Origin of the sequence: Frigoribacterium sp. PhB107, assembly GCF_003751515.1 — a bacterium.
In the GTDB taxonomy this organism is placed as follows: Bacteria; Actinomycetota; Actinomycetes; order Actinomycetales; family Microbacteriaceae; genus Frigoribacterium.
The window spans coordinates 1069399-1082736 of the sequence record NZ_RJKU01000002.1 but is presented as its reverse complement, the minus strand read 5'-3'; the positions used below and the strand labels follow the sequence as shown (position 1 = coordinate 1082736).

Genomic DNA, 13338 nt, shown 5'->3' with positions numbered 1-13338 from the left:
ACTCCCGCCCTAGGCTGACGACATGAGATCACCCTTCACTCCCTACGTCGCCGACGACGAGCGGTACTCGAAGCTGGACTACGTCCGCACCGGGCGCAGCGGCCTCAAGCTGCCCCGCATCTCCCTCGGCCTCTGGAACAACTTCGGCACCGACCGCGCACTCGAGACGCAGCGCGACATCGTGCTGCGCGCCTTCGACCGCGGCGTCACCCACTTCGACCTCGCGAACAACTACGGGCCGCCCTACGGCTCGGCGGAGGAGCAGTTCGGCCGCATCCACGCGGCGAACCTCGTGCCCTACCGCGACGAGCTCGTGATCTCCACGAAGGCCGGCTACGACATGCGCCCCGGGCCGTACGGCGACGGCGGCTCGCGCAAGTACCTGCTGAACTCGCTCGAGGCCAGCCTCGAGCGCACCGGCCTCGACTACGTCGACGTCTTCTACTCGCACCGCCCCGACCCCGAGACCCCGATCGAGGAGACGATGGGCGCCCTCGCGACGGCCGTGCACCAGGGCAAGGCGCTCTACGCGGGGATCTCGAACTACGGCCCCGAGCAGACGCAGGCGGCGATCGACGCCCTCGCCGACGAGGGCGTGCCGCTGCTCATCCACCAGCCGCGCTACAACATGTTCGACCGCGCGCCCGAGCAGGGGCTCTTCGACACCCTGCTCGAGAACGGCGTCGGCTCGATCGTCTTCTCGCCGCTCGCCGGCGGCCTGCTGACGAACAGGTACCTCTCGGGCAAGGCCCCGGTCGGGTCGCGCGCCGCCGAGGGGCGCTGGTTCACCGAGGACGCCCTCGACGAGACCTACCTCGAGCGCGTGCGCGGGCTGAACGAGATCGCGGAGGCGCGCGGCCAGTCGCTCGCCCAGCTCGCCCTGACCTGGGTGCTGCGCCAGCCGGCCGTGACCAGCGCGCTCATCGGCGCGTCGTCGGTCGCGCAGCTCGACGACAGCCTCGACGCCCTGCACGGGGCGGCGCTGAGCGACGACGAGATCGCCGCGATCGAGCCGTTCGCGGTGGACGGCACCGACCGCTGAGACGCGGGGTCTTCCCGGTCCGCACCGTCACGCCGCCCGCTCCCCCGAGGGAGCGGGCGGCGTCGTCGATGTCGGTGGTCGTCCGTACCGTGAGCTCGTCCTCGACAGCATCGGCCGGATGACCCTCAGGAGCACCACGTGACCCTCACGAGCACCACGATCCTCAGTCCCGACGCCACCCGCGCCGCCACGACGACACCCGCCGTGCCGGCGACGCGCGAGGCCCTCACCGAGACCCGCGGCGGTCTCCGCCTGGTGCAGGTCCGCGACGACCTCGCTCGGGTCACCCGGGCCGGGGGCGAGGTGCTCGGCTACGTCGAGCGGCTCGACGACCCGCTCGGTGACCGCTGGCGCGCCAAGCGCTTCGTCGCCCGCGAGCGTCGGTTCGTCGAGATCGGCGAGTTCTGGAGCCGGTCCGACGCCACGGACTGCTTCCGGTTCGCCTGAGCACGGCACGCTGCGCGCGACACGCTCGGCAGCCTCCCGTCCGTGCCCGCTCGACCTTCGACCTCAGCTGTAGAGTTCGCCGCATGCAGTGGTGGAACAGCTTCGTGGAGTGGGCGTCCTCGGACGCCGGGTGGCGCATCGTCAGCGGGGCCGTCGTGCCCTTCGTGGCCATCGTCCTGGCGGGCGTGCTCGCCGCCCTGATCGGCCGCGCGGCCATGCGCCGCGTGGTCGCGATGCACGACGACGAGGCGAAGGCCACAGCGGTCGCCGGCATCGTCTCGGCCGCTCGCAAGGCGGCGATCTGGAGCTCGCTCGGGCCGGAGGAGCGCGCCTACGCCGACCACCTCGCCCAGGAGAGCGAGGTGCGGCTCCGCCTGCTGCCGGTGTCCGGAGCCGGCACCGCGGCCAGCTGGGCCGAGCACGAGATCGCGGAGCTCAAGCGCAACTCCGCCAGCTTCAGCTACGACTCGGGGCACGCCCTCGACGAGCTGCGCGACCGACTGATCGAGTGGCAGAACAAGCCCGGCCGTGCGAAGAAGCTGTTCCGGGCCGACCTCGAGCGGTGGAGTTACGAGGAGGCGGACGTCGACAAGGGCCTCGACGCACGGCAGAAGGCCTGGGACGCTGAGCAAGCAGCCGCGGCCTCCCGCGACGCACGACCGACCACGTCGGCGCAGCCCGCGCAGACCGCCGCGCCGGCCTACGAGCAGTGGCGCGCGCCGGCCTCCCCCGCGACCCGTCCCGCCGACGAGCCGGCCCCGGCTCGCGAGGCCCCGTCCGAGACCCGCACCACGGCGGTCGTGACCCAGTCGCCCGACGACGACACGGACTCCGACCCAGACACGACTTCCTACGGCCAGCAGGTCAGCGCCCAGGACGTCCGTCGTCGGACGACGCCCGACGCGTAGGTGCCCTCGGCAGGAATCGAACCTGCGACCAAGAGATTAGAAGGCTCCTGCTCTATCCGCTGAGCTACGAGGGCGTGCCTCCACGATAGCGCGTGGGTCCGGTCCGCCCGGGCGGCGACGCCGTCAGACGGCGAGGGCCAGTGCGCTCAGCACCTGGTCGAGGCGAGGTGCACCCGCCGCGCGGAACACCTCCGTGCCGTCGTCGGTCAGCACGATCATGGTCGGCGTGCTCGTGATGCCCCGCGCCTCGGCCTGGTCGGCACGCGCGGCGACGTCCGCCTCGTCGACCACGAGGGCAGGGACGAGAGCCTGAGCCTCGGCCACCACGGCGCGGGCCGCGTGGCAGGGAGCACAGAACGCGGACGTGTACAGCTCGAGCTTCATGGCCGGGACAACGAGGAGGCGCGGGGGAATGTTCCCTCGCGCCTCCTCGTGTCGTGCCGGACCGAGCTCAGACGGAGCCGGCCTGGTCGGTACGGTCGCCTCGGTTCTCGAGGTCGTCGACGGGGTCGCTGTCCTTCTCGTCGAGCTCGTAGTGGACCTGGAGCTGGTCCGCGTTCATCTTGGCCTCGCGGGCCGTGTAGACGAAGCCGGTCTCGATGCCCTCGACGAGGACGTAGTCGACGATCTCCTCGTCGTAGGACCCGTTGGTGCTGATGCGCGTGTCGGTCCGGCCGTCGCTCGGGCCGCCCTCGAAGAAGACGACGTACTCGGATCCCTCGGCCACGGTGGGCTTGCTGTCTGTCATGGAGCCGTTCTACCAGGAGGCACCGATCCCGCGTCCAGCTTGGGCGCGCCTCCCCCGGCATCCGCCCCTTCCAATCGCCGAGCCGGTTCACATTGCCAAGCTATATAGATTGGCTATACACTTGCCGGATGACTTCACAGCCGACCGACATCCTGGAGAACCTCCTGACGTCGACCCATCGCCTGACGCGGATCGCCGCGCAGGAGACCGGCCGCACGACCTCGCCCGCCGTCTGGCGCACGCTCTCGATCCTCACGACCGACGGCTCGATGCGCGTCGGCGACCTCGCCAGGACGAGCCGCGTCAGCCAGCCGACGATGACCAAGCTCATCCACGGCTTGGCCGACGACGAGCTCGTCCGCCGCATCGCCGACGTCGACGACTCCCGCGCCTGGCTCATCGCCATCACCCCCAAGGGCACGGAGGCGCTGGCCGAGTGGAAGGGCCAGCTCGCGGCCGCGCTCGGCCACCTCTTCGACGACCTGGACGACGACGAGTGGCGCGTGCTCGACCACGCCGCCCAGCTGCTGAGCACCCGCGTCGCGTCCGAGGCGGTGTCCGCATGAGCGCCGCGAGCCGCGGCCCGGCCGCGAGCACCGGCACCGGCACCGGCACCGGCACCGGCACCGCGAAGCCGAGCATCCTCAAGCAGCCCACCGCCGTCTGGGCGATCGCGTTCGCCTGCGTCGTCGCCTTCATGGGCATCGGCCTCGTCGACCCGATCCTCCCCGCCATCGCCGAGTCGCTGAAGGCGACCCCGACGCAGACCGAGCTGCTCTTCACCAGCTACCTGGCCGTCACCGGCATCGCGATGTTCTTCACCAGCTGGGTCTCGAGCCGCCTCGGCGCCAAGAAGACCCTCATGATCGGCCTCGCCCTGATCGTCGTCTTCGCCGTGCTCGCGGCCACGAGCGGCGACGTGTGGGAGGTCATCGGCTTCCGTGCCGGCTGGGGCCTCGGCAACGCCCTCTTCATCTCGACCGCGCTCGCGACTATCGTGGGCGCCGCCTCCGGGGGCACCGCCTCCGCCATCATCCTGTACGAGGCCGCCCTCGGCCTCGGCATCGCGATCGGCCCCCTCATCGGCGGCCTGCTGGGCTCGGTGAGCTGGCGTGGGCCGTTCTTCGGCGTCACCGTGCTCATGGCGATCGCGTTCATCGCCATCGCGGTGTTCCTCAAGGGCGGCGCGATCGAGAAGCCGACGCCCACGAGGCTCTCGGCGCCGTTCCGCGCCCTGGCCGTGCCGGCCCTCGGCACCCTCGCGGCGACCGCGTTCTTCTACAACATCGGCTTCTTCGTCCTGCTGGCGTACACCCCGTACCCGCTCGGCTTCGGCGCCATGGGCATCGGCCTCACCTTCTTCGGCTGGGGCGTCGGCCTCGCGATCACCTCCGTGTGGGTCGCCCCGCTGCTGACCGCCCGGATGAAGCGGACGACGGTGCTGCGCATCGCCCTCCCCCTGCTCACTCTCGACCTGCTCGCCGCGGCCCTGTTCGTCGGGACGCCCGCGGCCCTCGTCACCTGCGTCGTCGTCGGCGGCCTCGTGCTGGGCGTGCTCAACACGGTGCTCACCGAGAGCGTGATGGAGGCGACCGACCTGCCCCGCTCGGTGGCCTCGAGCGCGTACTCGGCCGTCCGGTTCATCGGCGGCGCGATCGCCCCGCCCGTGGCCACCCTGCTCGCCGACAGCATCGCGCCGAGCGCCGCCTACGTCTTCGCCGCGGCGAGCGTCGCCGTCGGCCTCGTGATCATCCTGGCGGGGCGTCGCGCGCTGCGCCGCGTCGACGACGGACCCGAGTCGACCCGCGTCGAGGCCGAGGCGATCTCGGCCGGCGAGGTCTCGTAGCCGCAGCCCGCCCGCCCTGCCCGGCCCGCGCCTCCTCGATCACCGGACGAGGAGGCGCGGGCCGGGCCGTGCCGGAGGCCCGGACTAGAGTGGCCGCATGGCTACGACGAACGACCGACTGGTGTGGATCGACTGCGAGATGACGGGCCTCGACATCGCCGTCGACGAGCTGGTCGAGGTGGCCGTCGTCGTCACCGACTTCGACCTCGTGCCCGTCCACCCCGGCTTCACGATCGTCATCAAGCCCGACCAGTCCGCCCTCGACAACATGGGCGACTTCGTCACCGAGATGCACACGACCTCCGGGCTGATCGATGAGATCCCGAACGGCGCCAGCCTCGCCGAGGCCGAGTACGAGGTGCTCGAGTACATCCTCAAGTACGTCCCCACCGAGCAGCACGCGCCCCTGGCCGGCAACACCATCGGCACCGACCGTGCGTTCCTCGCCAAGTACATGCCCCGCGTCGACGGCCACCTGCACTACCGCAGCGTCGACGTGTCCTCCATCAAGGAACTGGCACGCCGCTGGTTCCCGCGCGTCTACTTCAACGCGCCGCAGAAGCACGGCGGCCACCGTGCCCTCGCCGACATCCTCGAGTCCATCCGCGAGCTCGAGTACTACCGCCGCGCCGGCTTCGTCGCCGATCCCGGCCCCACCACCGACGACGTCCAGGCGATCTCGAAGGCCGTCGTGGACGAATGGGCGCCCCGGCTGTAGTAGAGTCTTCTCGTTGCGATCGCTCCGGCAGTCGCGCATGGTGGGTATAGCTCAGCTGGTAGAGCGCCTGGTTGTGGTCTAGGAGGCCGCGGGTTCAAGCCCCGTTACTCACCCCAATGGAAAGGCCCTGCCCTACTCGGCAGGGCCTTTTTGGGGTTCCGTGCCTTCTTGTCTTCGACGCGTTCCGCGTCGAAGACGTCGTAGGTGGCCGGGCGGGTGCACCGCTGGAGGGCAACGTCGCTTCGCTCGTTGCTGCGGCGACGCTGCTCGGAAGCGACAAGGCGACGCGATGTTCCGCGACGGTTCGTCGCTCTTGCGTGGGGACCCGGCGGCCGCCATCGGCGCCCAGGGGGCTGTGGGACGCTGGGCGGGTGGACGACGAGACAGTGGAGGGCGCGGCGGCAGCGGCGGGCATCGACCCGGCGACGCTGAGCCTCGCGCGGTTCGACGAGCTGGTGGTGGCCGAGCTCGACGAGCTGCCCGACGACATGGTCGACGGCCTAGACAACGTCGTCTTCGTGACCGACGACCGCCCCGAGGACGGCTCCCTCGACCTGCTCGGCCTCTACGACGGCGTCGCCCTCACCGAGCGAGGCACCTACGGCTTCGGCGAGCTGCCCGACCGGATCATCCTCTACCGCGAGCCGCACCTCGCCGTCGTCGACACCGAGGACGAGCTCCGCGACGAGATCCACGTCACGCTCGTCCACGAGATCGCGCACTTCTACGGCATCGACGACGACCAGCTGCACGAGCTCGGCTGGGCCTAGCACTCGACGACGGGGCCGCCCAGCCCCGCCGGGCTCAGCCCACGACGTGGAACGAGAAGCGAAGTGCGTCGCCGGGGAGGCCCGCGGGCAGGGCCGTGGCCGTCTCGAGGACGAAACCGTCGGGCGTCGTCGTCACGAAGGCACCCGACGTCGCGGCCCGCGACGTCGCCGGGGTGAGGACGACCACCGGAGGCGCGGCGTAGGGAGCAGCGAAGCGCACCCTGACCTGGCCACCCGCCCGGGGCACCGCGCCCGAGCCGAACGAGAGCGTGCCGCGCATGTCAGATCCCGAGACGGTCGCCTCCGGCGCCCCGAGGCCGTTCCTGCCCTGGACCGACGTGGTGAGGCCCGCCCCGGCGTCGGAACCCCTCAGCCGCCTGCCCACCACCACGTCGCCGGGCGCCGACCACTCGGGTCGTCCGGCCACGGTCCGGCGGTCGGCGACGGCCACGGCGGACCCGACGGCGTCGATGCGGGTGGACGGATCCACCCCGAACCGGGAACCGTAGTCGGGCCCGAGGCTGACGCCCGAGACCGTGAACCGCCCCAGGCGCGTGCCCACCAGCCAGAAGTCGTCGCCCTTCGTGAGGCGCACCGGGGTCTCGCTCGCCGTGACGCGTTCCGGGTCGGCCCCGAGCAGCGCCCCGCCGACGACACGCACGCCGCCGTCGAGCGGCACCCCGCGCCGGCGCTGCTCCCCGTGCTCGATGAGGGGTCCTGGCCCGCCGTAGATCGTCGGGGCCACGAACTCGACCTGCCGCACGTTCCCGATGCGGATCGTCGCGTCGGTGCCGGCCGCCTGCTGCAGCGTCTCGATGTGCGGTGCCACGAGGCGCACGAACTCGACGAAGAAGTCGGACGTCGGACCCCACGCGAGATCGAGGGCGACGTTGGCGCTGCCCTCGATGTGGAGGTTCACGCACGTGAACGTGTTCGTGTTCGTCCCGGGCGCCGTCGGCGACTTCACGACGACGGCCGCCTCGTCGTCCCCGCCGCAGTTGTTGACGAAGAGGTCTGTCCACAGGTTGTTGTTCACCCGGTGCACGAGGAGCGCGGTGCCGGCCACGTTGGACAGATGGACGCGATCGAACCGGGACTCGAAGCCGTTGACGACCTCGAGCAGCGGTGCGGACGACCCGTTCGCCTGCAGGGTGAGGTTCTCGAGGCTCACCCCGTTGCCGTCGACGACGATCATGGGCCGGCCGGACGTGGCGAGGTGACGCAGGTTGACGCCTCCGTCGGTGCTCGCCCCGTAGCGGCTCACGTCGGCCCCCACGCCCACGACCTTGACGAGCAGCGGGACGGTCACGGAGTCGACGACGTAGGTGCCCGCAGGGACGAGCACGCGGCCGCGCACGGCAGCCGCCGCGGCGATCGCCGCGGCGAAGGCCGCGGTGTCGTCGGAGCGGCCGTCGGCCCTCGCCCCGTGGTCGCGCACGTCGACGCCCGTGGACGGATCGGCCACGGAGACGACCGGCCCGCCGGCACCGTCCGCGTCGGCGGCGCTCCGGTCGGCGACGCCCCCGTCAGCGCTGCTGCCCTCCGCGGCGAGCGCCGACGTCGACCGGGACGAGACGGCGAGCGCGCCGGCGGCGAGCGCGCCCGCGGCGAGGAAGCCGCGTCGCGTCCGCACCGGGACGGGACGATCGCCGGGGAGCGACGGCGGGAGGGTCGGACGGTCGGGTCGAGGGCACATGACCACAATCTATACGAGACTGGGTAATATATGCCTCATCACCATCATCGGAGGACATCCTGTACGCCACCCACCGGAACACGGCCGGACCCGACCAGCACCGCAGGGGCGGACCGCCTGTCGTGCGCCCTGGCCGCCCGCCGTCTGGACGCCCCGGGCTCCGCGACGACGTCCAGGCCCTCCGCGCGGTGGCGGTGGCCGTGGTCGTCGCCGAGCACGTGACCGGACGGCCCACGGGCGGCTTCGTCGGCGTCGACGTCTTCTTCGTCCTGTCCGGGTTCCTCATCACCGGCCTCCTGCTGAAGGAGGCGGACCGCACGGGACGCGTCTCGCTGGGGGCGTTCTGGCGCCGGCGCGCGAAGAGGATCCTCCCGGCGAGCCTGGTCGTCCTCGTCGCCGGGACGGTCGCCTCCTGGGCGCTGCTCGGTCCCGGCCGGACGCCGGGCGTGCTCGTCGACGCGGCCTGGTCCGGGCTGTCGGTCGCCAACTGGCACTTCGCCGCCCAGGGCACCGACTACTTCGCCTCGCAGGGGCCCGTCTCGCCTTTCCAGCACTACTGGTCGCTCGCCGTCGAGGAGCAGTTCTACCTCGTGTGGCCGCTGGTGGTCGTCGTCCTCGTCGCGGGGGCAGGTCGCCGCCGGCGCGGCACGCCGCGCCTCGCCCTCGGTGCCGTCCTCGCGGTCGTGGGCAGCGCCTCCTTCGCGCTCGCGCTCGCCCAGACGGCCCAGGCGCCGACCCTCGCCTACTTCTCGACCGCGACCCGCGCCTGGGAACTCGCGGCGGGCGGCCTCCTCGCGACGTGCGCCGCCGGGGCGGCTCGCCTGCCGGCCTGGTGCCGACCGCTCCTCGCCGTCGTGGGCCTCGCCGGCATCGCCGTCGCCGCGCTCGGCACGGACCCCGCTGCCGGGTTCCCCGCACCCGGCGCCCTCCTGCCCGTGGTGTCGACCCTCCTCGTGCTCGCCGCCGGGACGGGCGCCGCGCGGCCCCCGCGGCTCGGCCCGCTGACGACGCGGCCCGTCCTCGCGCTCGGCGACCTCTCGTACTCCGTGTACCTCTGGCACTTCGTGGTGCTGGTGCTCGCCACGGCCCTGCTCGGCGACGAGCCCTCCACGCTGTGGCCCGTCGTGGTCGTGGCGACCCTCCTGCTGTCGGTGATCAGCTACCACCTCGTCGAGCGGCCCCTGATCGACTCGCCCCTCTTCTCCGCCGACCCGGCAGGCACGGCCTGGCGCGCCTGGCGGCGACGTCACGCCAGGGTCGGCGTCCGGGGCGGGGTCGCCGTCCTCGTGACGGCTTGTCTCGTGGCTGTCGCCCTCGCCCTCGGGTCGACCGCGCCCGTCACCGCTCCGCCGCCCCTCCTCGAGGTCGAGGAGGCCTCCGCGTCGGGACGGGAGGGAGGTGCCGCCGGCACGGGGAACGAGGCGGCCGACCCCGGGGACGAGCCCGAGGCGCCCCTCACGGCCGCGTGGCGGGAGCAGATCCGTGCCGCGCTCCAGGCGACCACGTGGCCGACCCTGCAACCGACCGTCGAGGCCGTCCTCGAGGGGGCCCGCGAGAGCGGCCCCCGACTGGCGTGCGGCGACGCCGAGGCACGGGGGCTCTCGCGGTCGGACTGCACGTTCGGGGCCGCCGACGGGATGACGGTCGTGCTCGTCGGCGACTCGACGGCGATGCACTGGGTCGACGCCCTCGCCGACCTGGCCGAGGCGCCGGGCAGCGGCTGGCAGCTGGTCGTCCAGGCGAAGTTCGCCTGCCCGTTCGTCGATCTGACGATCGAGAACGACGTCGCTCGGAACGTCGAGACCTGTCGAGCGCACAAGCAGGCCGCACGCGCCGTGATCGCCGAGATGCGACCGGACGTGGTGCTCGTGACGAACTCCTACCAGGACTTCGACGAGGTGGGCGCCGGCCCGGTGACGCCGGCCCGCTGGGCAGCGGGCTTCGAGCCCGTGGTCACGGAGCTGGCCGCGTCGGCGGGGTCCGTCGCCGTGCTCGCCCCGCCGCCGGACGATGCCGACATCGCCTCGTGCTACACGCGGGTGAGCACGCCGGCCGACTGCATCAGCCGGCCGTCGTCGACGTGGCACGCCAGGGCCACGTCCGACCGGGCCACGGTCGAGGCCGTCGGCGGGCACCTCGTCGACACCCTGCCCGTGACGTGCCTCGGGCAGCTCTGCCCGGCCTTCGTCGGGACCGCCCCCGTCAAGCAGGACAGGGTGCACCTCACGAGGGTCTTCCAGCAGGCCGCGTCCCCGGTGCTCGGCGAGCTGCTCCGTGCGGAGGGCGTCATCCCGTGACCCGTCCCGTCCCGTCCCGGTCGACCACGGCCCCGACCTCGACCTGGACGACGACGTCGGCGAGCTCCCGCGGGGACTCGGCCGCGAGGTGACGTTCCTCCTGTTCGGCCCAGACGTCCCACCACGGCTCGTAGGTCGCGCCGTCGCGCCCCAGCGCACGGGCCCGCCGCGTCTCGTCATCCAGGTCGAGCCAGACACGCAGCGTCGCCAGGGCGGAGGAGGCGCGGGTCAGCGCCCCGGCGCCCTCGACGACCACCGACACAGCCGGGTCGAGCGTCCGCCGCTCCCCCGGCACGCCGTGCTCCCAGTCCCACGTCGTCCACCCCGGGTCCGCCGCCGCGAGGATCGTCGACTCGACCACCCGCGACGCCGCCTCGAGCCCGTGCCACCCCGGGTACACGTCGTCGAGGTGGACGAGCTGGACCGGCCCGAGCCGGTCGACCGGCCACGCATCGACCAGGTGACGCGCCAACGTGGTCTTGCCCGAGCCCGACCGGCCGTCGACCAGCAGCACGACGCGGTCCTGGCCGACCCGCGCCTCCTGCGCCCTCCTCAGCAGGTCGACGACGACACGACGCGCGTCGGCGTCGGGCTGGCCCACGTCGGCCGCCCCCTCCTCAGGCAAGGACGAGCTCCCACGTCCCCGCGAGCACCGCGGCCGTGACGGCAGCCGCCGCGATGAGCACGCCGATCGCGACCAGCACGGCGTCCCGCAGCCCCACGGTCGACGGCCGGGCCCAGGTGCGCGCCGTGTCCGAGCCGAAGCCCTTCGCCTCCATCGCCGTCGCGAGCTTGCTCCCGCGCCGCACCGACAGGACGAGCAGCGCGAACGCCTGCCCGGCGAGGCGACGTGCGGCGGCGACCGGGCCGCGCGCGTCGGCGACGCCGCGCGCCCGACGGGCGAGGGCCAGCTGACGCCAGTCGTCCGCGAAGAGCCCCGCCAGCCGGAGGCCCGCGAGGCCGCCGAGCACGAACCGCGCCGGCAGCCGCAGCACCTGGGCGAGGCCGTCGGCGAGGTCGGTGGGGTCGGTCGTGGCCAGGAGGACGATGCCGGGGATGCCGACCGCGAGGATGCGCAGGCCGATGGCGAAGGCCAACGAGACGGACCCCTCCGTCACGCTGATCCACCAGAACTGCAGCAGCACGGCGCCGTCGTCGCGGCCGTAGAGCACCGTGACGACGACCGACGTCGGCGCGGCGATCCAGAGCGGCGCGGTCCGCCGGAGCAGCTGTCTCGCCGAGAGCCCCGCCCAGGGCAGCAGCAGCAGCTCGAGACCGAGCGCCACCCCCGCCGACACCCAGTCGATCGAGAGCAGCAGCACGACCGACACGACGAGCGCGGCGAGCAGCTTCGCGACGGGGTTGACCCGCCCGACGACGCGGTCGGTCTCGACCGCCTCGAGCAGGCTCATCGTGACCCCTCGGCGACGACGGGCCGCTCGAGGACGACCACGTCGTCGGCCAGCGCGGCGACGAACTCGGCGTCGTGCGTGACCGCGACGACGCTGCGGCCCTCGTCGACGAGCGCCGCCAGCAGAGCCACGAGCTCGCGCCAGGTGCGGGCGTCCTGCCCGAAGGTCGGCTCGTCGAGCACGAGGAGGCGGGGCCGCGAGGCGAGGACGGTCGCCACCGACAGGCGCCGCTTCTCGCCCCCGGACAACGTGAACGGGTTCGCGCCGGCGAGGTGGTCGAGCCGGAGGCGGGCCAGCAGCTCGTCGACGCGCTCGGCGACCTGTGCGGCCGGCTCGCCGAGCGCCTCCGGCCCGACCGCCAGCTCGCGACGCACGGTGGGGGTGAGGAACTGGTGCTCCGGGTCCTGGAACACCGTGCCGATCCGGGTGAGCAGCTCGCGCGAGCGCCACCGCACTGGTGCCTCGCCCGCCCCGGCCGCGAGCTCGGGCGTGGCACGCAGCTCGCCGGAGACCGGGGCGAGCAGGCCGGCGAGCGTCAGGGCGAGCGTCGACTTGCCCGCGCCGTTGGGGCCGGTCACGGCCAGCGTGCGGGCGTCGTGGACCGTCAGGTCGATGTCGGAGGCCACGGCACGGCCGCGCGGGCCGCGGTGGCCCACCGCCAGCCCCGCAGCCTCGAGCAGCGGGGCCCGCGAGGAGACGCGACGCCGGACGGGCGGCTCCGGCACGACCCCGGGGACCCACACCCCCGCCTCCGTGAGCCGTCCGCGCTGCCGGTCGAGCACCTCCTCGGGGGCACCGTCGGCGAGGACTCCCCCGCCGGCCGCCAGCACGACGACGCGGTCGACGACGGGCAACCAGACCGAGACGCGGTGCTCGACGACGACGAGCGTCGCACCGGTCCGCTCGGCCACCCGGGCGACGGCGTCGCGCACCTCGACGACGCCCTCGGGGTCGAGGTTCGCCGTCGGCTCGTCGAGCAGCACCAGCCCCGGTCGCATCGCGAGCGCACCGGCGAGCGCGAGGCGCTGCTTCTGCCCGCCGCTCAGCTGGGCCGTCGGCCACGAGCGAGGCAGGTCGAGCCCGACGGCGTCGAGGGCGTCGTCGACGCGGCGCCACGTCTCGTCGCGCGACACGCCGATGTTCTCGCAGCCGAAGGCCACGTCGTCGCCGACGCGGGCGAGGACGACCTGCGAGTCGGGGTCCTGCAGCACCAGCCCGACGCGGCCGCGCTGCTCGGCCGGGGGCCGCCCGTCGACGAGCAGCTCGCCGCGGGCGTCGCCCTCGTCGTCGCCGCCCAGCACGCCGGCGAGCCCGGCCAGCAGCGTGGACTTGCCGGCCCCGGAGGCGCCCAGCAGGAGCACGCGCTCGCCCGGCTCGACGACCAGGTCGAGCTCGGACACGGCCGGGAGGATCCGGCCGGCGTGCCGCCACCCCCAGCCGCGGGCGTCGACCCG

At 73.3% G+C, this 13338-nt stretch carries 14 protein-coding genes and 2 tRNA genes; 9 read left to right on the top strand and 7 right to left on the bottom strand.

The window, feature by feature from the left end; genetic code table 11:
* Nucleotides 1-22 precede the first annotated feature (22 nt).
* The 3 genes from EDF18_RS13280 (at nucleotide 23) to EDF18_RS13270 (ending at nucleotide 2397) form a co-directional block, all read left to right on the top strand.
* The gene (locus tag EDF18_RS13280) at nucleotides 23-1042 is read left to right on the top strand and encodes an aldo/keto reductase (RefSeq protein WP_123548211.1); all 1020 of its coding nucleotides are present in this window, start codon (nucleotides 23-25) and stop codon (nucleotides 1040-1042) included.
* A gap of 138 nt (nucleotides 1043-1180) precedes the next feature.
* Nucleotides 1181-1489, top strand: a complete 309-nt coding sequence (locus tag EDF18_RS13275; protein ID WP_233569140.1) for a hypothetical protein — start codon at nucleotides 1181-1183, stop codon at nucleotides 1487-1489.
* A gap of 83 nt (nucleotides 1490-1572) precedes the next feature.
* Nucleotides 1573-2397, top strand: coding sequence for a hypothetical protein (locus tag EDF18_RS13270; protein ID WP_123548210.1), 825 nt, complete (start codon nucleotides 1573-1575; stop codon nucleotides 2395-2397).
* Between the two features lies 1 nt (nucleotide 2398).
* Here EDF18_RS13270 and EDF18_RS13265 read toward each other — a convergent pair.
* The 3 genes from EDF18_RS13265 to EDF18_RS13255 all read right to left on the bottom strand — a co-directional run bounded on the left by EDF18_RS13265 (nucleotide 2399) and on the right by EDF18_RS13255 (nucleotide 3145).
* Nucleotides 2399-2471: transfer RNA gene (locus EDF18_RS13265), tRNA-Arg, on the bottom strand.
* A 49-nt stretch (nucleotides 2472-2520) separates the two neighbouring features.
* Nucleotides 2521-2781, bottom strand: coding sequence for a thioredoxin family protein (locus EDF18_RS13260; RefSeq protein ID WP_123548209.1), 261 nt, complete (start codon nucleotides 2779-2781; stop codon nucleotides 2521-2523).
* Between the two features lie 67 nt (nucleotides 2782-2848).
* Nucleotides 2849-3145, bottom strand: coding sequence for an oligoribonuclease (locus tag EDF18_RS13255; protein WP_123548208.1), 297 nt, complete (start codon nucleotides 3143-3145; stop codon nucleotides 2849-2851).
* A 128-nt stretch (nucleotides 3146-3273) separates the two neighbouring features.
* On the opposite strand from EDF18_RS13255, the gene EDF18_RS13250 reads away from it, so the two are divergent.
* The 5 genes from EDF18_RS13250 (at nucleotide 3274) to EDF18_RS13230 (ending at nucleotide 6479) form a co-directional block, all read left to right on the top strand.
* Nucleotides 3274-3711, top strand: coding sequence for a MarR family winged helix-turn-helix transcriptional regulator (locus tag EDF18_RS13250; RefSeq protein WP_123548207.1), 438 nt, complete (start codon nucleotides 3274-3276; stop codon nucleotides 3709-3711).
* Nucleotides 3708-4991, top strand: coding sequence for an MFS transporter (locus tag EDF18_RS13245; protein ID WP_123548206.1), 1284 nt, complete (start codon nucleotides 3708-3710; stop codon nucleotides 4989-4991). Before EDF18_RS13250 ends, EDF18_RS13245 begins: the two co-directional genes overlap by 4 nt.
* A gap of 97 nt (nucleotides 4992-5088) precedes the next feature.
* A complete protein-coding gene (gene orn / locus EDF18_RS13240; RefSeq protein WP_123548205.1) occupies nucleotides 5089-5709 on the top strand; it encodes an oligoribonuclease in 621 nt (206 codons plus the stop codon).
* A 40-nt stretch (nucleotides 5710-5749) separates the two neighbouring features.
* Nucleotides 5750-5825: transfer RNA gene (locus tag EDF18_RS13235), tRNA-His, on the top strand.
* A 372-nt stretch (nucleotides 5826-6197) separates the two neighbouring features.
* Complete coding sequence (locus EDF18_RS13230; RefSeq protein WP_123548362.1) at nucleotides 6198-6479, top strand: metallopeptidase family protein; 282 nt, start codon at nucleotides 6198-6200, stop codon at nucleotides 6477-6479.
* 34 nt (nucleotides 6480-6513) lie between these two features.
* Here the strand turns inward: EDF18_RS13230 and EDF18_RS13225 are convergent, their stop codons facing one another.
* Nucleotides 6514-8175, bottom strand: a complete 1662-nt coding sequence (locus EDF18_RS13225; protein WP_123548204.1) for a glycosyl hydrolase family 28-related protein — start codon at nucleotides 8173-8175, stop codon at nucleotides 6514-6516.
* 122 nt (nucleotides 8176-8297) lie between these two features.
* Between EDF18_RS13225 and EDF18_RS13220 the strand changes: the two genes are divergently transcribed.
* A complete protein-coding gene (locus EDF18_RS13220) occupies nucleotides 8298-10472 on the top strand; it encodes an acyltransferase family protein (RefSeq protein ID WP_123548203.1) in 2175 nt (724 codons plus the stop codon).
* Here EDF18_RS13220 and EDF18_RS13215 read toward each other — a convergent pair.
* Genes EDF18_RS13215 through EDF18_RS13205 form a run of 3 tightly spaced genes read right to left on the bottom strand, consistent with a single transcriptional unit; the run spans nucleotide 10462 to nucleotide 13284 of the window.
* Nucleotides 10462-11073, bottom strand: a complete 612-nt coding sequence (locus tag EDF18_RS13215; RefSeq protein ID WP_233569139.1) for an ATP-binding protein — start codon at nucleotides 11071-11073, stop codon at nucleotides 10462-10464. The two genes, EDF18_RS13220 and EDF18_RS13215, sit on opposite strands and share 11 nt — an antisense overlap.
* A gap of 16 nt (nucleotides 11074-11089) precedes the next feature.
* Nucleotides 11090-11884, bottom strand: coding sequence for an energy-coupling factor transporter transmembrane protein EcfT (locus EDF18_RS13210; protein ID WP_123548202.1), 795 nt, complete (start codon nucleotides 11882-11884; stop codon nucleotides 11090-11092).
* A complete protein-coding gene (locus EDF18_RS13205) occupies nucleotides 11881-13284 on the bottom strand; it encodes an ABC transporter ATP-binding protein (RefSeq protein ID WP_123548359.1) in 1404 nt (467 codons plus the stop codon). The genes EDF18_RS13210 and EDF18_RS13205 overlap by 4 nt, the downstream gene beginning before the upstream one ends.
* Nucleotides 13285-13338: the final 54 nt, after the last annotated feature.